This window comes from Rathayibacter sp. AY1C7 (assembly GCF_002931865.1).
In the GTDB taxonomy this organism is placed as follows: domain Bacteria; phylum Actinomycetota; class Actinomycetes; order Actinomycetales; family Microbacteriaceae; genus Rathayibacter.
This window is the reverse complement of sequence record NZ_PSWB01000007.1, coordinates 15,905-34,282: the sequence shown is the minus strand read 5'-3', so window position 1 is coordinate 34,282 and position 18,378 is coordinate 15,905. Positions and strand designations below refer to the sequence as shown.

The window sequence follows — 18,378 nt, the reverse complement described above, 5'->3', positions numbered from 1 at the left end:
TGCCGCGCTACTCCTGGATGAAGGCCAGCAGGTCGGGGTTGATGACGTCGGCGTGGACGGTCAGCATGCCGTGCGGGTAGCCCTCGTAGATCTTGAGCGTCGAGTTCTGCAGCAGCTCGTGCTGCTTGAGCGCGGCGTCCTTGTAGGGGACGACCTGGTCGTCGTCGCCCTGGGTGACGAGGACGGGGACGGTGATCGCCTTCAGGTCCTCGGTCTGGTCCGTCTCCGAGAAGGCCTTGATGCCCTCGTAGTGCGCGAGCGCGGATCCGGTCATGCCCTGGCGCCACCAGTTGTCGACCACGGGCTGCGAGAGCTCGACGCCCTCGCGGTTGAAGCCGTAGAAGGGCCCGGAGGCCACGGCCTGGTAGAACTCGGCGCGGTTCGCCGCGAGAGCGTCGCGGAAGCCATCGAACACCGAGATCGGCGTGCCCTCGGGGTTAGCCTCGGTCTGCACCATCAGCGGCGGGACCGACGAGACGAGGACGGCCTTGGCCACGCGGCCCTGGGGCTCGCCGTACTTCGCGACGTAGCGCGCGACCTGGCCGCCTCCGGTGGAGTGGCCGATGTGGATCGCGTTCCGCAGGTCGAGGTGCTCGACGACCGCGTTCACGTCGCTGGCGTAGTGGTCCATGTCGTGTCCGGTGCCGACCTGGGTCGAGCGTCCGTGCCCGCGGCGGTCGGTCGCGATGACGCGGTAGCCGTGCGCGTGGAAGAACAGCATCTGCGCGTCCCAGTCGTCGGACGACAGCGGCCAGCCGTGGTGGAAGACGATGGGCTGCGCGTCGGTGCTGCCCCAGTCCTTGTAGTAGATCTCGACGTCGTCGTCCGTGGTCACAAACGGCATCTTCGAACCTCCGTGCTCGTGTCGATCCCGAGCCCGGCCCGGGTCGTGTCCAAGGTGGTGCCTCCCCGGATGAGGGTGGGGAGCGGCTCCACGATAGGGGCGTGGGAGCGCTCCCTGAAGAGCGCGGGGAGATGTTCCGACGATCGTCCAGACCTGGTCGCATGGGCGGTGGCGAGGCCGCCGGCCGCGCACGCCGAGTGGGGTCGGATGACTCGTGACCGGCACCGCGGACGCTGACAGGATCGCGGCGGACGCGCCCTCCCGCGGCGCGCGGATCGGAGGTCGCGATGCCCACGACGACGGCCCTGCCGACGCGCAGGACGACGACGCCCCAGCGGGCGGTGCTCCGGTGACCGTCGAGGACCGCGTCCCGATCGAGCCGCAGGCGGTCGTCGCTCCGCTCAGCCGGTCCGCCGTCTTCCTCTCGCTCGACATCGTCGGCGGGCAGGACGCCGCGGACCGCGTGCGGGACGTCGTCGCCGACGTGGGCGGGATCCTCCGCGCGGTCGGCTTCCGCGACCTGGGCCTGCGCCTCTCCTGCCTGGTCGGGATCGGGAGCGACGCGTGGGACCGCTTCGGCGGGGAGGGGCGCCCCGCGCAGCTGCACCCGTTCCGGGAGGTGGTCGGCGCGGCGCACACGGCCGTCTCGACGCAGACCGACCTCCTGTTCCACATCCGGGCGGAGCGGGACGACGCCTGCTTCGAGTTCGAGCGCCTCCTGCTCGACGCGCTCGGCGAGGACGTCGTCGTCCGCGACGAGGTGGTCGGCTTCCGCTACTTCGACAACCGCGACCTGCTGGGCTTCGTCGACGGCACCGAGAATCCGACCGGCGAGGCGCTGCCCCGCGTCGCGCTGATCGGCGCGGAGGACGCGGCGTTCGCGGGCGGCAGCTACCTGGTCGTGCAGAAGTACCTGCACGACCTGACGGCGTGGCACGCGCTCACCACCGAGCAGCAGGAGCGGGTCATCGGTCGGAGGAAGGCCGACAACGTCGAGCGCGAGGACGATCCGGCGCAGCTCTCGCACAAGGGGCTCGCGACCGTGGTCGACGCCGGCGGGACCGAGCACGACATCCTCCGCGACAACATGCCCTTCGGCCGGCCCGGCAGGGGCGAGTTCGGCACGTACTTCCTCGGCCTGGCCGCCGACCTGTCGGTGATCGAGACGATGCTGACGCGGATGTTCGTCGGCGTGCCCGCGGGCCGGCACGACCGCCTCCTCGACTTCTCGACCGCGACGACCGGCGGGGTCTACTTCGTGCCCTCGCGGGACGTGCTCGAGGGCCTGGGCGGCTGACCCGGGCCGGTCGTCGGGGCGCGGATCGAGTCGGATGACCGTGGTGCCGCCCGGGCCGGAGCGGTGGGATCGGAGCAGCGCAGGCGCGCAGGACGATCAGCAGGGAGAACGCCGTGGAACCCGACGACAGCACCGCTCCGCACCACGAGACCCCCGGTTTCGGAGACCCGGACCTCCCCCAGGAGGGGATCGTGAACACCGAGGGCGATCCCTCGGCGAACACGATGACCGGCCCGCAGAACCGCGTCCTGGAGGGACTGTTCCCGAACCAGATCGCCGCGCCCGCGACGGACATCAGCACGCAGCCGTTCTTCTGGTCCTCCTTCAACATCTCGCCGCGGCGGGTGCAGCGGGGAGGCTGGGCGCGCGAGCTCACGCAGGCCGACTTCGCGATCTCGAACGAGATCGCCGGCGTGAACATGTACCTCGAGGCCGGCGGGATCCGCGAGCTGCACTGGCACCAGAGCGCCGAGTGGGCGCTGATGACCAAGGGGAACTGCCGCATCACCACGCTCAGCCGCACCGGCCGGCCCAGCGTCGACGACGTGCAGGAGGGGGACCTCTGGTACTTCCCGCCCGGCCTGCCGCACTCCCTGCAGGGCCTCGGCCCGGACGGGGCGGAGTTCGTGCTCGCGTTCGACGACGGCGAGCAGTCCGAGAGCAACACGCTCCTGCTCACCGACTGGTTCGCGCACACGCCGCCGGACGTGCTGGCGAAGAACTTCGGCGTCGCGCAGGAGGTCTTCCGCGACATCCCGCTGCACGACCTCTGGATCTTCCCGGGCGACGTGCCCGGCGACCTCCAGGCCGACCGGGCCGCGGCCGGGGTGCAGGACGGCGACGAGGCGGTGATCTTCCGGCTCTCCCGCTCCGAGCCCGCGTACCAGAACAGCGGCGGCCGGATCCAGATCGCCGACAGCACGAACTTCCCGGCCTCGCGCACGGTCTCGGCCGCGCTGACGACCGTCGAGCCCGGCTCGATGCGCGAGCTGCACTGGCACCCCAACGCCGACGAGTGGCAGTACTACCTCCGCGGATCCGCTCGGATGACCGTCTTCAACACCGGCCCGCACGCCAACACGACCGATTTCCACGCCGGAGACGTGGGCGTCGTGCGCCGCAACTTCGGCCACTACGTGGAGAACACCGGCGACGACACGCTCGTCTACATCGAGACCTTCAAGAGCTCCCGCTACGAGGAGGTGTCGCTCGCCCAGTGGCTGAGCCACCTGCCGCCGTCGCTGGTCGCGCAGCACCTGAACATCCCGGAGGAGGTGCTGGCGACCTTCCCGCCCGGGACGCAGGGGATCACTCCGCTGCGCTGAGGGAGGGACGCGCGGAGGGGACGGGGACATGGCGGAGGATCACGAGGCGGCGCTCCTGCCGTGGGCGGGGAGGGCGGCGGTGCTGCTGGACCGGCACCTGCGGGTGCTGGCCGCGACTCCGCTCGCGCGGGCGCTCTCGCCCGCCTTCGCCCCAGGAGTGAGCATCGCCCGCTTCACCTTCCTGGACTCGTCCGAGGTCGAGGACCTGCCCTGCTGGGGGTCCGCCGCCGATCAGGTCGCGGCGATGCTCCGCGACTCGCTCGAGCGGCATCGGGGGGACCGGGAGTTCCTGACGGTCGTCGGGGAGCTCTCGGCGAGGAGCCCGCGGTTCGCGGACTCGTGGGCGGGGGGAGCGGAGGCCGACGCACGCGGGTCGGTCGTGTTCCTCGACACCGCGGTCGGCTCCGTTCCGATGGACTACCGGCTGGTCCGGGACGGCGCGCGCCTCCTGCTCCTGTTCGAGGCGGGTGACGCGGCGGGTCGCGAGGCTCTCGCCCGGCTCGCGGCCACGCGTCAGGCGCCGGCCGGGGCGGCCAGCGCGGTGCCCGCCTCCGGAGCGGGCCGCAGCGAGGCGAGGACGTCGACGGCCGCGGCCGCCGGAGTCCCCGCTGCCGCGAGGTAGGTCACGACGTACCGGCCCGGAGCGCCGGCGAGCTCCAGGGTCTGCATCTCGAGGTCGAGCCAGCCGAACGGCTCGACGTGGACGCGGATCCACCGGTGGGTGAAGGGGCGGACCTGGTACTCGGCCCAGATCGACCGGAACAGCGGATTCTCGACCGAGCACTCGCCGACGATCTCGTGCAGCCGCGGATCGTCGGGGTCGCTGTAAAACCGCAGCGCGGCGATCAGCTCGCGGAAGACCTGGCCCCACGCCCGCAGCTGGTCCGGCGGGTCGCCGTTCGCCACGGCGCGCGCGTAGCCGCGGGAGGTGGAGAGCAGCATGTTGGCGCCGGGCACGCCCTTGTCGGGGGCGAGACGGCTCATCAGGTCGTTCGCGCCGAGGACGTCGAGGTTGCGGTCGAACGCGTACGCCGGGGTCCTCGGCCAGTGGGCGAGCAGCGACTCCACGCCCTGGCCCGGCGGAGGGGAGTCGGGATCGCGCGGGCCGGGGCGCAGCTGGGCCAGCCGGAAGAGGTAGGCGCGCTCGAACTCGTCGAAGGCGAGCGCCTCGGCGAGGGCGTTCAGCACCTGGTCGGACGGGGCGACCGCGTGCCCCTGCTCGACGCGGAGGTAGTAGTCGCGGCTGATCCGGGCGCGGTCGGCGACCTCCTCGCGGCGCAGGCCCGGCACCCGCCGCCGGGTGCCCGCGGTCGGCACGCCGACCTGCTCCGGCCGCAGCGCCGCCCGGCGAGCGCGGAGGAACTCCGCGAGGGGGCTGCGAGAGCTCATCGTGCGACTCCATCGGATCACCCGCCGCGTCGAGCGGCGGTCGTGCGGGGGTGGGGCCGTACCGGTCGTCCGGTGGGACACAGAGTACCGTCGGGCGCTCGCGGGGCCCACTGCCCTGCTGCGCCTCCTGCCCGGCGCCGATCGGGGGCCGGGCGCTCGGGAGGGTTCGACAGAGGGAGCGCTCCGGAGGGTTCCGACAGAGGGAGGAGAGCGCGCCCGCGCCCGGCGGTCAGCATGGGGTCCTCGGAACCCGTCCCTCAGGAGTCGCGATGACGATCAGTGCACTCTCCTCGCCGCCCGCGCACCCGAGCGCCCCCGAGGACGTGGTGGTCCGGATGCTGAGCTCGGCGTCGCCCGCGCGGGAGCGGCTCCTGGTGGTCGAGGGCGGGATCGGCTCGGGCCGGACGCACATGCTGCGCTCCGCCGCGGCCACCGCTCGCGCCGCCGGCTGCGAGGTCGTGGAGGTGCGGCCGGACCGGGGCGACGCCGTGATCGGCGCGTCCTCGCTCGCGCTGTTCGCCACGCTGATCGGCCGTCTGCAGCGGGTGCGCGACTCCTCCGCCTCGCCCTGCGACCCCGGCTTCCTGATCGTCGTCGACGACTGGGAGCGGTTCGACGTCGCCGCCCGCGAGACCCTCCAGGCCCTGGTGACCCGGCTGGTCGACGAGGTCGGCGCCGCCTGCCTCCTCGCCACCGGCGACCGTCGCGTCCTCGCCGGCTGGGAGGGCCTCCGGCACCGTCGCACGGAGCCCCTCGACGCGGAGGCGGCCCGCGGCTTCCTGCGCGCCCACGGCGGCCGCCGGCCGCTCGCCGTCGAGGCGCGCCTGCTGCGGGTCGCAGAGGGGAATCCGCTGCTCCTCGACGTCCTCGGGCTGGCCTGGGCCGACGAGGACGCTCCCTCGCCCTTCCCGGTCTACCCGCGACTCGAGCAGGCCGAGACCCGGGTGCTCGATCTGCTGGCTCCGCTGTCGGAGCCGAGCCGGGAGGCGCTCCTGGTCGCCGCGGTGGCGGGCGCCGAGTTCCCGGAGAGCATCGGGTCGGCCCCCGGAGACGGGGACCGCGCCCTGGTGCAGGCGGGGATCCTGACGGCGGGCGGCCGTGCGTTCCGCGACCCGGTGGTCCGCGCGGTGGTGCTCTCGACGGCGTCGCCCCGAGCGCTGCGGGCGGCACGGAGGCGGCTCGCCGAGCGCCCGGAGTCGGCCCCGCACCTCCGCCTGCTGCTCGCGGCGGACGACGCGGCCGGGCCGGAGGAGCGGGCGCGGCTGCTGAGGGACGCGGCGGAGGAGCGACTCCGCGCGGGTCGGCCGCAGGAGGCGCTGCTCCTCCTCGCCGAGGCGCGCTCGAGTGCGCGCGGTGCTGCTCTGCGGGAGGAGCTCGAGGCGCGCGCGGCCGCCGTCGCGGCCTTCACCGGCGACGCGGCGGCCCTCGAGCGGGTGGTCGAGCGCTCGCGGGAGGACGGCGGGGTTCCCGGGGCCGGCGTCGAGGCGGCGCGGCTGGCCGATGCGCTGCTCCGCACGGGGGACGTGGGCGGGGTCCGCCGCGCGGCCCTCCGGGGGCTCGGCGCTCGGGTGGGGCGTGGGGGCGCGGGAGTCGGTGGTGCCTCGCTCGTCGGCGGTGACTCTCCTGTCGGTGGTGTCTCTCCTGTCGGCGGTGTCACTCCCGCCGAGACCGACGCCTCCCGCGACGACGCCGGCAGCCTCTCCGCCGACCGCGTCGCCCCTCACGACGACGCCGCCGACCTGCTGGTGACCGTTCTCCACCTCGCCTGCATGCTCCGCGGCGATCCCGCGTGGTGGCAGGAGGCGCTCGCCGTCGGTGAGGAGCACCCCCTCGATCCCGTCCTGCGCCTCGTGGAGGCCTGCGTGCGGCCGGTCCCGGACGAGGAGTGGGAGCGCCGCCTGCTGCTCGCCGAGGACTCCGCGGTCACGGGCGACCCGTGGAAGACGGTCGCGCTGCACCTCGCCTGGTCGCTGCTCGAGGTCTCGGACGAGCGCCGCGACCGCCTCGCCGGGCTCCTCGACGGCGGGGAGGAGGCGGACGGCCTGCCCGGCGCCCTCGCCCTCCTCCGCCGCGGCACCACCGCCCTCGACGGCGGTCGCCTCGACGACGCCTCGGCCGACCTCGACCGCGCGGCCGCCCGCGCCGACGACCTGCCCGCCGTGCGCGCGCTGATCGACGCGACTCGCGCCCGGGTCCACGCCGTGCAGGGCGACCGGGCACGCACCCTCGAGTGCGCCGAGCGCGCGACGGCCTGGGCGCTGCGGCACGGAGCGGCGTCGGTCGCGCGCGCCGCCGATCACGCCCTGTGCTCGCTCGACCTCGGCGGCGGCCGTTTCGAGGAGGCGCACGCCCGCTCCTCCTCCCGCGCCGGCGGCGATCCGCTGGAGCTCCTCGACGCAGCCGAGGCCGCCTCGCGCCTCCGCCTGCCCGAGCACTGCGCCGAGCTGGCGGCGGCCGCGGCGGACCTCGCCGCGCGGCCCCTCGCTCCCCGCGGGCAAATGCTCGCCCTCGCGGCGACCGCGGTCCTCGATCAGACCGGCGGCGCGGGCGCCCTCTTCGAGCGCTCCCTCGACCCGGCCTCCGAGGAGTGGCCGTTCGAGCGGGCGCGCGTCCAGCTCTGCCACGGCGAGTGGCTGCGCCGCCGGATGCGCCCGCTGGAGGCCCGCACCCGGTTCCGCCAGGCCGTCGCGGGGTTCGCCGCGGTGGGGGCCGAGCTCTGGCTCGCCCGCGCCCAGCACGAGCTGCGGGCGGCGGGCGGAGCGGGGGAGGCGCCGGTCGCCGCCGACCTCAGCGAGCAGGAGCGGCGCGTGGTCTCCCTGGCCGCTGCCGGCCTGTCGAACAAGCAGATCGCCCAGCAGCTCTTCGTCTCGCCTCGCACCGTCAGCGGGCACCTGTACCGGATCTTCCCCAAGCTCGGGGTGACCTCGCGGGCCGGGCTCCGCGACGCGCTCCTCAGCCTCGAGGACGCCCGGAGCGCGTGACGGAGCCGCAGGATCGAGTCATCCGACCTGGTGCCTGCCGCCGCGGGAGGCGCATGCTGAGCGCATGACGTCGCAGCAGATGATCGACCCCTCCGTCCCGCCGAGCGGCCCCGGCTGCGTCGAGTGCGAGCAGTCCGGCTCGTGGTGGCTGCACCTGCGCCGCTGCGCGCTCTGCGGGCACATCGGCTGCTGCGACGACTCGCTGAACCGCCACGCGACGGCCCACTACCACTCGACGGGCCACGCGATCATCCGCAGCTTCGAGCCCGGCGAGGACTGGTTCTGGGACTACCGGACCGACGACTACGCCGACGGCCCCGCCCTGGCCGACCCGCAGAGCCACCCGGCGAGCCAGACCACCCCGGGGCCGAAGGACCGCGTGCCGCGCGACTGGCAGTACCTCCTCGCCGAGCGCGCCGAGCGCGCCGAGCGCGCCGAGCGCGGCTGAGCCGCGCGCCTCCGCGAGAGCGCAGGACTTTCGCGAGAGTCCAGGAGTTGTCGCACTCGGCATCGACTGCGACAACTCCTGGACAGTCGCCGGCCGCCGGCTCCCTGCGCACGTCCGCAGGCGGCGTGCAGACAGAAGTCACCGTGCTCGCGACCGACCACGGCGACTTCTGAATGGTCGCGGCGGCCCGCCGACGAGCGATCGCCACGAGAGTCCAGGAGTTGTCGCACTGGGCGTCGACTGCGACAACTCTCGAGCAGTCGCGGCCGTCGGAGCCGCCGACACCCAACGCTTGTCCACAGGCGGCGAGTAGCCAGGAGTCGCCGTGCTCGCGACCGACCACGGCGACTTCTGGATGTTCGCGGCGGCCCGCCGGGGAGAGAGCGCCACGAGAGTCCAGGAGTTGTCGCACTGGGCGTCGACTGCGACAACTCTTGAGCAGTCGCGGGAGCAGTCGCGGGAGCAGGTCGGAGCCAGCTGACCAGCCGGCGGCCGACGCCACGCCTGATCGGCGTTCGTCACCTCCGGACCCCTCCGGCCGGGCCCCGCCCCGTCACCCCCTCTCGACCCCGTCCAGCGCTTCCGCCTCCGCGATCCGCAGCCGCATCTGCCGGTAGCGGTGGAACTGGTACACCCCGTGCAGCACCGCGAGGACGACGGCGGCCGCCATCCCGCACGCGATCGCGGAGACCTCGTCCGCGCCGCTCTGCGTCAGCGCGAGCGCGACTCCGGCGCCCGCCACGATCGAGTTGACCACCGCGATCGCCGAGGACATCGTGAAGAAGATGCCCCGCCAGCTCTGCCGCCGGCCGATCTCGAGCAGCTCGTTCGGCGCGTGGCGGCCACGCGGCACCGCGAAGTAGGCGCCCGCGCCCGGCAGCAGCGTTCCGTAGTAGCGGCGGATGCGCTGGATGGCCGTCAGCGCGGCGATGTCCTCCATCGAGGTCTGCACCAGCCGCTCGTAGGTGAACACCCCCAGCAGCACGACGACCGGGATGATCACCGCGAGGAACCCCATCGCGTACCGGGTCGGGGCAAGGAAGCCGAAGGCCACGAGCGAGCTGGAGAGCATCGTCAGGTAGAGCGAGGCGCGGCTGCTCGACTCCGTCACGGTGATCCCGCGCGCCGACTCCAGCACGAAGTGCTCGGTCAGCAGGGCGTTGAGGAACGCGGCCGGCCGGTCCGGGAGCGACGCGGCGGAGACGGCGGCCTCGGGCAGCGCGGGCGTGCGGGGAGGGTCCTCCTCGTCGAGGCGGTCGCCCGGCTCCGGATTCACGGCCGCACCTCTCGCGGGGACCGCACCTCTCGCGGGCCCGCCCCGGAGCGTCGGCTCTTCGAGTCATCCGACTCGCGCACCGGCTCCACCCGCGCGCCTACCGTCGGACGCGACGCCGAGCACCGCCACCGGGGCGCGTGCGCAGACACCGAAGGGCCGTTCATGACCGACACCCGCCACCTCCACTCGAACCAGCGAGACACCCTCGAGCGGCTGCTCGAGGACTCGCCGAGCCACAACGTCCTCTGGGCGGACGTGCTGACGCTGCTCGAGGCCGTCGGCACCGTCCACGAGAAGCACGACGGCGCCTTCTCGGTGACGGTCGGCTCGACGACCGAGACCCTCCACCGGCCGCACCACAAGGACGTGGACGAGCAGCAGCTCGTCGACCTGCGCCGCCTGCTCCGCGGAGCGGGGTACGGCGCATGAGCGCCGGGACGCCCGCCGACCTCACCGGGTCGGCCGCCGAGCGCCTCCGCCGGCTGGACGCGCTCGACGCGGGGGCGCTGACCGAGGAGTGGCTGCTGCGCCAGCTGCTCCTCGCGCTCGGGGATCTCGCCGCGCTCGAGCCGGCCGCCGAGGCCGAGCAGGAGCGGCGCGAGGACTTCTGACGCGGCGGGCGGCCGTCCCGGGTGCACGCGGCCGGCACCCGGACGGCCGCCGGCCCGCACCCCGCAGCGCCGCCCCGCTCCGCCGCTCATCGCCCGGCCGCCGCGCTGCGGGCGCGCAGCAGCACGCCGGCCGTCGCGGTCGCCGCCAGCACGAGCGACGCGAACATCGTCAGCACCGTCGTCGCGGCGACGAGGTCGAGCGCCGCTCCCGCCGCCAGTGCGGGCACCGCGAGCCCCGTGTACGCGACCAGGAACACCACCGCCAGGGTCTCGCCCCGGCGGGCGGGATCCGCGAGGGCGACCGCTGTGCCGATCGAGCCCTTGAAGAGCAGCCCCACCCCGAAGCCCGAGACGACGGCCCCGGCGAGGAACACTCCCAGCTGCGGAGCGATCGCTCCGGCCGCGACCGCCGCCAGCCCGACCGCGCAGCCCGCCACCGCGATCGAGAGCTGCAGGCGCATCCCCACCTTCACGAGCAGCAGCTGGCCGAGGGCCGCGGAGGCGAACACGGCGAAGGACGTCGCGCCGGCCAGCAGGTGGTCGCGCACCTGGAAGGTCTGCACCAGGAACGTCGGTGCGAGCGAGGTGAAGAGGCCGAGGACGGAGAAGGCCGAGAACGCTCCGAACGCCGCGAGCAGGAATGCCCTGCGCGCGTCCGCCGGCACCGAGAGCCGCTGCGGCCGGTAGGCGGGCGCCGTCTCCGGCACGTCGACCGTCTCGGGCACGAGGAGCAGCGCGAGGCCCGCCACGAGCAGCGCGACCAGGAACACCTGGTGCGGCAGGAGGAGCGGATCGGGCAGGAACTCGGCGAAGACCCCTCCGAGCAGCGGGCCCAGCGAGAGTCCGCCGAGGTTCACCGCGCCCGAGATCGACGCGGCGACGATCGTGTTCTCGTCGGGCCGGGCGCGGGCGCGCAGCTCGCCGAGGTGGGCGGTCGCCGTGGCGGTGAGCATCCCGATGCTGACGCCGTTGACGAAGCGGGCGACGATCAGCCCCGGCACCTCCGTCGTCAGCGAGAAGAGCACGGCCGAGATCGCCGAGACGAGCACCGCGATCAGCAGCACCCGGCGGCGGCCGAGCCAGTCGCTGACGTGACCGGCGAGGTACAGGCTCACGATCACTCCGACCGCGTAGGCGGCGAAGACGACGGTGATCACGAACGGCGGGAAGCCGTCGAGCTGCTGGTAGAGCGGGTAGAGCGGAGTCGGCACCGTCGAGTACGCCATCACGAGCAGGAAGGTCGCGGCGACGATCCAGAAGCCGACGCCGTGGCGCACCATCGGCAGCCGGCGGCTCACGAGGTCTCCTGCAGGTGGCGGTGGGCGAAGGTGACGGCCATCGCGCCCTCGCCGACGGCGGAGGCGACGCGCTTGACCGAGCTGCGGCGCACGTCGCCCGCGGCGAAGGAGCCGGGGACGCTGGTCTCGAGGTAGAACGGCGCCCGCTCGAGCGGCCAGTCGCGAGCCGCGTGCTCACCGGCGAGATCCGGTCCCGTCACGAGGTAGCCGCCGGAGTCGCGGACGATCGCGGTCTCCGCCGCCCACGTCGTATCCGGCTCGCCCCCGATGCAGACGAAGAGGTGGGAGGTGGCCAGCGCCCCGTGCACACCGGTCGCCGAGTTCTCGACCTCGATCGACTCGAGGGCGTCGGCGCCGTGCAGGCGGGTGACGCGCGAGTCGAGCAGGATCGTCACGTTCGGCTGCCGGACGACGCGCTCCGCGAGGTAGGAGGAGAGGCTGTCGGCCAGATCCGGGCCGCGGACCAGCATGGTCACGTGCCGCGCGTGCGCCGAGAGGTTCATCACGGCCTGCCCGGCCGAGTTGCCGCCTCCGACGACCACGACGTCCTCGCCCTCGCAGAGCGGCGCCTCGCTCGTGCCGGCACCGTAGTAGAGGCCGACGCCGAGCAGCTCGTCCTCGCGCTCGAGGCCGAGCCGGCGCCACTGGATGCCCGTGGCGCAGATGTTGGTGCGGGCGACGACGGTCGTCCCGTCGGCGAGCAGCGCGTGGATCCGGTCGTCGGCGAAGCGCCCGCGGATCCCCTCGCGCATCCGCAGCAGCTCGGCGCCGAAGGAGACGGCCTGCTGCCGCGCGCGCTCGGCCAGATCGGCTCCCGCGATCCCGTGCGGGAAGCCGAGGTAGTTCTCGATCAGGCTGCTGGAGCCGGCCTGCCCGCCGATCGCCGAGCGCTCGAGGACCACGACCTTCAGCCCCTCCGAGGCGGCGTACACGGCGGCCGAGAGCCCGGCCGGGCCGGCTCCGTAGATGGAGAGGTCGTACTCCGCGAGCCGCGGCGAGCCCACCCAGCCGAGCCGGGCCGCGACCTCGGCGAGCGTCGGATCGGAGGCGCGGCTGCCGTCCGGGAACACCACGAGGGGGAGCGACGCGGTGGCGAGCGGATGCCCCGCGACGGCGAGGCACTGCTCGTCCGTGTCGATCGGCGTCCACGAGAACGAGACGACGCTGCGCGAGAGGAGGTCGCGGATCTCCCACGCGTCGCGGCTCTCGCGCCGCCCGTAGAGGCGGACCTGCGGGAGGTCCCCGGGCACAATCACGAGGCACGCCGCCGCTCGAGCCCGTCGCGGAACTTCATCAGCTTGAGGCAGAGGTGCAGCGTGCTGCGGGCGAGGCCGTCGTCGAGCGCCTCCCGGACCGCCTCGGGCAGGTTGTCGAGGCGGTAGTAGAGCGTGGTGCGGTGGATGTGGAGGAGCCCGCACGCCTCCCGCACACTGCCGCGCACGTCGAGGTAGGCCTCGACCGTCCGCCGCTGCACCTCGTCGCCCCGCTCGAGCAGCGTCGCCGCGGCCGGCGAGAGCATGGCGAGCTGCGAGCTGTCCGCCCCGATCGAGGCGAGGAGCACCCAGGCCCCGAGCTCGGCGATGTCGGCCCGGCCACGGCCGTCGGGCAGGGAGCCGACGATGGTCGCCGCGAGGGCGGCCCGCTCGGCGGTCGGGAGGAGGTCGTCGTCGCGGACGTCGAAGCGCGCCGAGCCGATCGCGTCGACGGCCGTGCCGCGGCCGCGCGCCTCCGCCCGCAGGACGTCGTCCGCCTCCGCGGCGGCCTCGGGCGCCTCCACGCTCACGAAGAACAGCACGCCCTCCTGGTCGCCGAGGAACGTCAGGCTGGAGGCTGCGCTCGCGTCGATCCGCCGCGCCAGCGCCGTCCGCTGCAGGGAGCCGGTCGGGCCGGTCAGCCGCACCGCGCGGACCACGGTCTGGGCGTCCCGGCGCAGCCAGCGGCGCTCGACCGCCTCGGCGAAGGAGGCGCGCCGGGTGCCGCCGTCGGCCGCCAGGAGCGCCGCGAGGACGTCTGCGCGCCGGGAGCTGCCGCCCGCCCGCGTCGAGGGGCCGAGGAGGCGGCGGATCGCTCCGACGGCCGCGTCGATGAGCGAGTACTCGGCCGGAGTGAGCGGCGCGGGCCGCTCCCGGGGGAGGAGGAGGGTCGCGAGCCGGCCCCGCGGATCCTGGACGGGGAACACGCCGTCGTGAGGTGCCTCCTCGCGCGCGCGCGTCGCGGCCAGCACCCGGCTCGAGGCGTCCTCGATCGTCACCGGGCGGTCGAGAGCCTGGGCGAGCTCGTCGGCGAGGTCCTGCAGAGTCATCGGCGGGGATCCGTGTGGGGGGCCATGCCGTGATCCTCGCGGAGGGGGCCCTCCCGAAGCGTGGCCCTTCCAGGCCCACCTTCCGCGTCGGATCCGCTGCCGGCCGCGATGAGACGCTCAGCCTCCGCTGCCGGAGCGGTACCCGGGGAACCCGTCCGCGAGGAGGCGGTCGAGGACGTCCGGCCAGTCGAGCAGGACGCCGATGTGGCCTCGACCGGGCCGGATCGTGAGCTCCGCAGCCGGGTGGAGGCGGCGGATCCGCTCCGCGTGGGCGACCGGGACCACCCTGTCCGCCGCGCCGTGGTGGAGGAGGACCGGCGCGGTGAGGCGCGAGAGGTCGACTCCCCAGGGCATGACGAGGGCGAGGTCGTCGTCGACGCTCCCGCCCTGTTCGAGCTCCGAGGCGCGTCCGGCCTCTGCGCCGAGCGCCGTCAGCGGGCCGTCGAGGGCCGAGTAGTCGTCACCGGTGAACTGCTCCGGATCGAAGCGGGCCGTCTCCTCCCACTCCTCGCGCGCAGCCCGGCCGTCGCGCGCGCTGCGGAGAGCGCCCGGATCCTGCATGCCCTCGAACCACGCTCCGTCGTCACTGAAGGGCGCCGGGCTGCCGAACGTCGCGACGCCCCGGACGCGATCACCTCCGAGAGCCCCGACGGCCAGCGCGTGCGGGCCGCCGCCGGAGTAGCCCGTCATCACGAAGCGCTCCATCCCGAGCAGGTCGGCGACGCGGAGCACATCGGCGGCCGCATCCGCGATGCTCCGTCCGGGAGCGCGCATCGAGCCGCCGAAGCCGGGACGGGCGACGGAGACGAGCCGGATGCCGCGCGCCGCAGCGGCGTCGACGTGGGGAGCGAGGAGTGCGCCGGTGTGCGGTGTCCCTCCGCACCAGACGACTGCAGCCCTGGGGGCTCGAGTGCCGAGGAAGTCGTGGGCGACGAGCGTGCGCGAGTCGACGCGGAACTCGTGCCGGGACGTAGCGGCGCGTCCGGTCATGGAGGAACGGTAGCCGCCTGTCGAGGGCAGTGCGCGTCGCCCGGCCCGACCGGGATGCGACGTCTCGTCGTAGGGTCGACGGGAGGGTCGGTGGACCCTCGGACGGGAGGGGTCCGCATGTCGATCGACGAGGTGTCCGACGGGATCGAGGGGGCCGCCGCGCTGCCGCACGTGCGCTCCGGCTTCTCCGGCGCGACACCGTACGGGATCGCGCAGCGATTCGCCGCGGGGGAGCTGACGCGGGAGCAGGCCGTCGACGAGCTCGGCCGCCGGCGCTACCGGCCCGGGTCGCCGAGCGACGGCTTCGACTGGACGACCCTCGACCCCGGGGAGTTCGAGGAGGTCGGCCGGGCCCTGTCCGATGGTCTGCTCGACGCCGCGATGTACGACGAGATCCTCGACCGGTACAGCGGGCAGGGCTCCTCCGGCGAGAGCGCGGCGTCCGCGGAGGAGAGCGCATGAGCGCCGGCCCCCTGGACCTCGCCTTCACCGCCCCGATCGGTGTCGCCGTGAAGGGCGACCTCTGGTCGTGCGTCGAGGTGCCCGGCTCCGTCGAGCTGCTCGGCACAGGGAGGTCCGTGAAGGTGGTCGCCACCGTCGACGGCGAGCCGGTGACGGCGAGCCTGCTGCCGACCGGCGCCGGCGGTCACATGCTGTCGATCAGCGCGAAACTGAGGAAGACGATCGGCAAGGACCTCGGCGACGTCGTCACCGTCCACCTGACCGAGCGCCTGAGCTGAGCCGTCCGGCTCGCCCCGATGCGCGTGCGGATGGTCGACTCGACGGATGCGGAATCGAGTCCTGTTCGTGGTCGGAGTCACAGCGATGTTCGTCGCGCTGGTGCTGAGGCTGGTGTGGCCGGCCGGTGAATTCGCCTCCGGCTTCTCGCTCGCCCTGCAGCTGAGCGGCATCCTGCTCCTCCTGGTCTACGGGGTGAAGCACTTCACGGGGCGGCCGCGCCGGAGCTGAGCGGCTCATCCCAATCGGGGGTGTAGGAGTTGGGGTCTGAAGCCGCCGGTCTCGAGCAGGCTTCGGGCGATGTAGTTGGTCAGGTTGCGGAACCCGAGTGCGGAGCCGCGCAGGTGTTCGAGCCGTCCGTTGAGCGCCTCGGTCGGCCCGTTGCTGGTGCCGGGTCGTTCGAAGTAGGCGAGCACGTCAGCGGCTCGCTTCTTCAGGGTCCGGCGCAGGGTGGTGAGCTCGGTGAGCACCTTGGGGACGCCGGCGCTGAGGTCGGTGATCAGCTTCTCCATGAGCTCGCGGCCACGTTGCCGGTCCTCGTGGCGATAGGCGGCGATCATGCGCTGATGGACACCCCAGGTCGCCTCGACCTCGACGTGAGCGTCATCAACGAACAGCGCGCGTAGCCTGTCGCTCTGCTTGTCGGTGAGCAGGTCCGCGCCGGTGTGCAGACCGAGGCCGTCGAGTCGAGCGAAGGCGGTCAGGTCAGGGCGGCCGAAGCCGGCCGGCGGGGTAGCGTCGGTCACGTCGAGGTCTTTCGGACGGATGGCGTAGGAACCTCCGTCGTCGGGAGACCTCGACGTCTATCTGCGGACCGACGCGCCCGGCCGACCTACACCGTCATCTGAGAAGACCCCTGAAACGTCTTCGCCGACGACGGGGCCGGCGAGGAGGAGGGCGCGGTGAGCTAGAAGAATGGAGCTTGCTCGGCTTCGACGCCGCCGCAAGCTCCGGTGAAACGGTCGGTACTGGTCGGTCGTCGTCGGTCACCACCGGATGGCGGCGTCCTCCACGCTCGGCGTTTGCGCAGGTCAGCGGCTCGTTCGCCCAGTGGGCGCATCAAGCGATAGACGCAAAGCCGACGTGATGAGGTCGTCCGTTCGATTCCGACAGGCGGCTCCGGCGAACCGTTCTGGTGGTCGCGCGATGCGCTGGCCTCACGGCTCTGCCCGACACCGACGTCGCTCTCCTCTGCGACGGACCCCTCGCCGGCTGAGCGCTCGCGGCCGGCATCCTGTCCGTGTGCCGATAGGCCTCGCACGGCTCGGCAACGCAGCGTGGCGTTGCGTCGCGACCTGGCGACGGCTCGGCGGGGCGCGATCGTCTCGTGCGTTGGCGGACTACGGGAGCTTGGACGCGAGGACGTCGGCCGCCAGGATCTCGGGTGCTGCGCCGAGGAGGTGCTGGTTGGCCATCAGGGCTGCGACGATGGCGCCGTTGGCGTGGGCGTCGCGAGCGGCTTCGTCGGGGAATGCATCGAAGATCCAGAAGGTGTCGGCGTGGGTCCTGACCGCGAACCAGACAATCGTTCCTACTTCTTCGTTGGCGAGTGCGACAGCGCCGGCGAGCAGATCGGCGACCGCGTCGTGCTGTCCATCGGCCGCGACGATCTTGGCGACGAAGGCATACGGAAGTGATGCGGGTGTGGACATGAGGGACTCTCCTTGACGTCGGGGTTCTTTGTGGGACGAGTTCAGCGTATGACGAGCGAGGGCCGGTGGGGAGTGGCGTATACGGCAGTATTGCTATTGTTTACGTCATGCGTATCGGACTGATCGCGATCGACGGCTGCTTCGGTTCGGCTATCGCGTCGATCATCGACATCGTGCGGGTGGCCGACGGAGCCCGCGGCGATGTCGACCCGCGGATCGACCCGATCGAACTCGCCATCCTCGGACCGAAACGGCGAGTGACCACGACGGCATCGATGACCCTGTCGGTGGACCACCCGCTGTCGGAGTCCGGAGAGTTCGACGTGGTCGTCGTCCCTGCGCTTGGAACCCTTACGGCCGCTGCTACCAACGACGTCCTCCAGAGCCGAGATGCTCGTTCGGTCATCGCCTCGCTCGGGCGCCTCGACGAGGCGACCACCCGGATCGCCGCGGCGTGCACCGGCGTGTTCGCTGTCGCCGAGACCGGACGGATGCATCATCGGAGGGCGACGACCAGCTGGTTCCTGGGGCCGGAGTTCCTGAAGCGCTATCCGACCGTCGCCCTCGATCTCGACACCATGGTCGTGGTCGACGGGAACCTTGTCACCGCCGGCGCCGCGTTCGCCCACATCGACCTCGCGCTCTCACTCGTGCGATCGATCAGCCCCGACCTGGCCCAACATGTCGCCAAGCTCCTCATCATCGACGAGCGTCCGTCTCAGGCGGCCTTCGTCGCCTACGAACATCTCCGGCACGAGGACCCGATCGTCGTCGAGTTCGAACGCTTCGTGCGCGCCCGCCTGGACGAACCGTTCAACGTCGCCTTCGTCGCGCAGTCGCTCGGCACCAGCCGGCGCACCCTCGAACGACGAGTCCGTGCGGCGCTCAACCTCACTCCGCTCGGCTTCGTCCAACGGCTTCGCATCGAACGAGCTCGGCACCTCTCAGCAACCACGGACTTCACCTCCGCCGAGATCGCGCTACGGGTCGGCTACGCGAATGCCGAGACTCTGCGCTCCCTCCTGCGCAGGGAGCGACGCCGTTCCTGACCTATCGCCATGCCTGTAGCCGGTGTCCTAGCGCTCGACTGGAACCACCTCTCAGCACGTCGCGTCGACGCTCCTGCGTCGCCCCTGGACGACCCACTCGACACGCCCGCAGCACAGGTCATGTGACGTGTCCCGGCTTCCCGGACGGTCGGGGTTGGGTGGCTGTGATGTCGCTGCG

The 18,378-nt window shown here is 73.1% G+C and carries 19 protein-coding genes and 1 pseudogene; 11 read left to right on the top strand and 9 right to left on the bottom strand.

Translation table 11 applies throughout. The annotated features are described in order from the left end of the window. Window positions 1–7: 7 nt before the first annotated feature. Window positions 8–844, bottom strand: a complete 837-nt coding sequence (locus tag C5C69_RS05455; RefSeq protein WP_104224006.1) for an alpha/beta fold hydrolase — start codon at window positions 842–844, stop codon at window positions 8–10. A 214-nt stretch (window positions 845–1,058) separates the two neighbouring features. Here C5C69_RS05455 and C5C69_RS05450 point away from each other — a divergent pair, with 214 nt between their 5' ends. From C5C69_RS05450 to C5C69_RS16605, 3 genes are all read left to right on the top strand, one after another. Next, entirely contained in the window at window positions 1,059–2,141 is a 1,083-nt protein-coding gene (locus C5C69_RS05450; RefSeq protein ID WP_308471119.1) for a Dyp-type peroxidase, read from the top strand. A 113-nt stretch (window positions 2,142–2,254) separates the two neighbouring features. Further along, window positions 2,255–3,466 carry a cupin domain-containing protein gene (locus C5C69_RS05445; protein WP_244230563.1) on the top strand — a complete coding sequence of 404 codons (1,212 nt, stop codon included), beginning with the start codon at window positions 2,255–2,257 and terminating at the stop codon, window positions 3,464–3,466. 28 nt (window positions 3,467–3,494) lie between these two features. Next, window positions 3,495–4,088: a hypothetical protein gene (locus C5C69_RS16605; protein ID WP_146083593.1), complete on the top strand. Its 594-nt coding sequence runs from the start codon at window positions 3,495–3,497 to the stop codon at window positions 4,086–4,088. On the opposite strand, the gene C5C69_RS05440 is transcribed toward C5C69_RS16605, so the two are convergent. Further along, window positions 3,980–4,855: a helix-turn-helix transcriptional regulator gene (locus C5C69_RS05440; RefSeq protein WP_104257445.1), complete on the bottom strand. Its 876-nt coding sequence runs from the start codon at window positions 4,853–4,855 to the stop codon at window positions 3,980–3,982. The two genes, C5C69_RS16605 and C5C69_RS05440, sit on opposite strands and share 109 nt — an antisense overlap. A gap of 269 nt (window positions 4,856–5,124) precedes the next feature. Here C5C69_RS05440 and C5C69_RS05435 point away from each other — a divergent pair, with 269 nt between their 5' ends. Together C5C69_RS05435 and C5C69_RS05430 are read left to right on the top strand one after the other, a co-directional pair. Continuing rightward, on the top strand, window positions 5,125–7,836 hold the full coding sequence (locus C5C69_RS05435; RefSeq protein WP_104257444.1) for a LuxR C-terminal-related transcriptional regulator: 2,712 nt from the start codon (window positions 5,125–5,127) through the stop codon (window positions 7,834–7,836). 64 nt (window positions 7,837–7,900) lie between these two features. After that, the gene (locus C5C69_RS05430) at window positions 7,901–8,284 is read left to right on the top strand and encodes a UBP-type zinc finger domain-containing protein (RefSeq protein ID WP_104257443.1); all 384 of its coding nucleotides are present in this window, start codon (window positions 7,901–7,903) and stop codon (window positions 8,282–8,284) included. A gap of 553 nt (window positions 8,285–8,837) precedes the next feature. Here C5C69_RS05430 and C5C69_RS05425 read toward each other — a convergent pair. Then, window positions 8,838–9,560 carry a hypothetical protein gene (locus tag C5C69_RS05425; RefSeq protein WP_104257442.1) on the bottom strand — a complete coding sequence of 241 codons (723 nt, stop codon included), beginning with the start codon at window positions 9,558–9,560 and terminating at the stop codon, window positions 8,838–8,840. Between the two features lie 162 nt (window positions 9,561–9,722). On the opposite strand from C5C69_RS05425, the gene C5C69_RS05420 reads away from it, so the two are divergent. Further along, entirely contained in the window at window positions 9,723–9,989 is a 267-nt protein-coding gene (locus C5C69_RS05420) for a hypothetical protein (protein WP_104257441.1), read from the top strand. Next, window positions 9,986–10,171: a hypothetical protein gene (locus C5C69_RS05415; RefSeq protein WP_104257440.1), complete on the top strand. Its 186-nt coding sequence runs from the start codon at window positions 9,986–9,988 to the stop codon at window positions 10,169–10,171. The genes C5C69_RS05420 and C5C69_RS05415 overlap by 4 nt, the downstream gene beginning before the upstream one ends. An 86-nt stretch (window positions 10,172–10,257) precedes the next feature. Here the strand turns inward: C5C69_RS05415 and C5C69_RS05410 are convergent, their stop codons facing one another. The 4 genes from C5C69_RS05410 to C5C69_RS05395 all read right to left on the bottom strand — a co-directional run bounded on the left by C5C69_RS05410 (window position 10,258) and on the right by C5C69_RS05395 (window position 14,761). Beyond that, window positions 10,258–11,469 (bottom strand): MFS transporter, encoded by a 1,212-nt coding sequence (locus C5C69_RS05410; protein ID WP_258065300.1) that lies wholly within the window; start codon window positions 11,467–11,469, stop codon window positions 10,258–10,260. After that, the gene (locus C5C69_RS05405) at window positions 11,466–12,719 is read right to left on the bottom strand and encodes an NAD(P)/FAD-dependent oxidoreductase (RefSeq protein WP_219812342.1); all 1,254 of its coding nucleotides are present in this window, start codon (window positions 12,717–12,719) and stop codon (window positions 11,466–11,468) included. The genes C5C69_RS05410 and C5C69_RS05405 overlap by 4 nt, the downstream gene beginning before the upstream one ends. Before the next feature lie 2 nt (window positions 12,720–12,721). Continuing rightward, entirely contained in the window at window positions 12,722–13,771 is a 1,050-nt protein-coding gene (locus C5C69_RS05400; protein ID WP_104257439.1) for a helix-turn-helix domain-containing protein, read from the bottom strand. Window positions 13,772–13,888: 117 nt separating this feature from the next. Then, the gene (locus tag C5C69_RS05395) at window positions 13,889–14,761 is read right to left on the bottom strand and encodes an alpha/beta fold hydrolase (protein ID WP_104257438.1); all 873 of its coding nucleotides are present in this window, start codon (window positions 14,759–14,761) and stop codon (window positions 13,889–13,891) included. Between the two features lie 117 nt (window positions 14,762–14,878). On the opposite strand from C5C69_RS05395, the gene C5C69_RS05390 reads away from it, so the two are divergent. Genes C5C69_RS05390 through C5C69_RS05380 form a run of 3 tightly spaced genes read left to right on the top strand, consistent with a single transcriptional unit; the run spans window position 14,879 to window position 15,730 of the window. Continuing rightward, window positions 14,879–15,223, top strand: a complete 345-nt coding sequence (locus C5C69_RS05390) for a hypothetical protein (protein ID WP_104257437.1) — start codon at window positions 14,879–14,881, stop codon at window positions 15,221–15,223. Further along, complete coding sequence (locus C5C69_RS05385) at window positions 15,220–15,501, top strand: DUF1905 domain-containing protein (RefSeq protein WP_104257436.1); 282 nt, start codon at window positions 15,220–15,222, stop codon at window positions 15,499–15,501. The genes C5C69_RS05390 and C5C69_RS05385 overlap by 4 nt, the downstream gene beginning before the upstream one ends. Before the next feature lie 46 nt (window positions 15,502–15,547). Further along, entirely contained in the window at window positions 15,548–15,730 is a 183-nt protein-coding gene (locus C5C69_RS05380) for a hypothetical protein (RefSeq protein ID WP_104224784.1), read from the top strand. A gap of 5 nt (window positions 15,731–15,735) precedes the next feature. Here C5C69_RS05380 and C5C69_RS05375 read toward each other — a convergent pair. Together C5C69_RS05375 and C5C69_RS05365 are read right to left on the bottom strand one after the other, a co-directional pair. After that, window positions 15,736–16,170: pseudogene (locus C5C69_RS05375) on the bottom strand (transposase); the annotation flags it as partial. Window positions 16,171–16,839: 669 nt separating this feature from the next. Further along, window positions 16,840–17,151, bottom strand: coding sequence for a putative quinol monooxygenase (locus C5C69_RS05365; protein ID WP_033107114.1), 312 nt, complete (start codon window positions 17,149–17,151; stop codon window positions 16,840–16,842). A gap of 107 nt (window positions 17,152–17,258) precedes the next feature. Here C5C69_RS05365 and C5C69_RS05360 point away from each other — a divergent pair, with 107 nt between their 5' ends. Further along, on the top strand, window positions 17,259–18,200 hold the full coding sequence (locus C5C69_RS05360) for a GlxA family transcriptional regulator (RefSeq protein WP_053548963.1): 942 nt from the start codon (window positions 17,259–17,261) through the stop codon (window positions 18,198–18,200). Window positions 18,201–18,378 lie beyond the last annotated feature (178 nt).

Bases quoted from the DNA above. Each gene is read 5' to 3' on its own strand.
- C5C69_RS05415 (WP_104257440.1), top strand. From the start codon at position 9,986: ATGAGCGCCGGGACGCCCGCCGACCTCACCGGGTCGGCCGCCGAGCGC.
- C5C69_RS05360 (WP_053548963.1), top strand. From the start codon at position 17,259: ATGCGTATCGGACTGATCGCGATCGACGGCTGCTTCGGTTCGGCTATC.
- C5C69_RS05400 (WP_104257439.1), bottom strand. From the start codon at position 13,771: ATGACTCTGCAGGACCTCGCCGACGAGCTCGCCCAGGCTCTCGACCGC.
- C5C69_RS05365 (WP_033107114.1), bottom strand. From the start codon at position 17,151: ATGTCCACACCCGCATCACTTCCGTATGCCTTCGTCGCCAAGATCGTC.
- C5C69_RS05430 (WP_104257443.1), top strand. From the start codon at position 7,901: ATGACGTCGCAGCAGATGATCGACCCCTCCGTCCCGCCGAGCGGCCCC.
- C5C69_RS05420 (WP_104257441.1), top strand. From the start codon at position 9,723: ATGACCGACACCCGCCACCTCCACTCGAACCAGCGAGACACCCTCGAG.
- C5C69_RS05435 (WP_104257444.1), top strand. From the start codon at position 5,125: ATGACGATCAGTGCACTCTCCTCGCCGCCCGCGCACCCGAGCGCCCCC.
- C5C69_RS05395 (WP_104257438.1), bottom strand. From the start codon at position 14,761: ATGACCGGACGCGCCGCTACGTCCCGGCACGAGTTCCGCGTCGACTCG.
- C5C69_RS16605 (WP_146083593.1), top strand. From the start codon at position 3,495: ATGGCGGAGGATCACGAGGCGGCGCTCCTGCCGTGGGCGGGGAGGGCG.
- C5C69_RS05380 (WP_104224784.1), top strand. From the start codon at position 15,548: ATGCGGAATCGAGTCCTGTTCGTGGTCGGAGTCACAGCGATGTTCGTC.
- C5C69_RS05455 (WP_104224006.1), bottom strand. From the start codon at position 844: ATGCCGTTTGTGACCACGGACGACGACGTCGAGATCTACTACAAGGAC.
- C5C69_RS05440 (WP_104257445.1), bottom strand. From the start codon at position 4,855: ATGAGCTCTCGCAGCCCCCTCGCGGAGTTCCTCCGCGCTCGCCGGGCG.
- C5C69_RS05385 (WP_104257436.1), top strand. From the start codon at position 15,220: ATGAGCGCCGGCCCCCTGGACCTCGCCTTCACCGCCCCGATCGGTGTC.
- C5C69_RS05390 (WP_104257437.1), top strand. From the start codon at position 14,879: ATGTCGATCGACGAGGTGTCCGACGGGATCGAGGGGGCCGCCGCGCTG.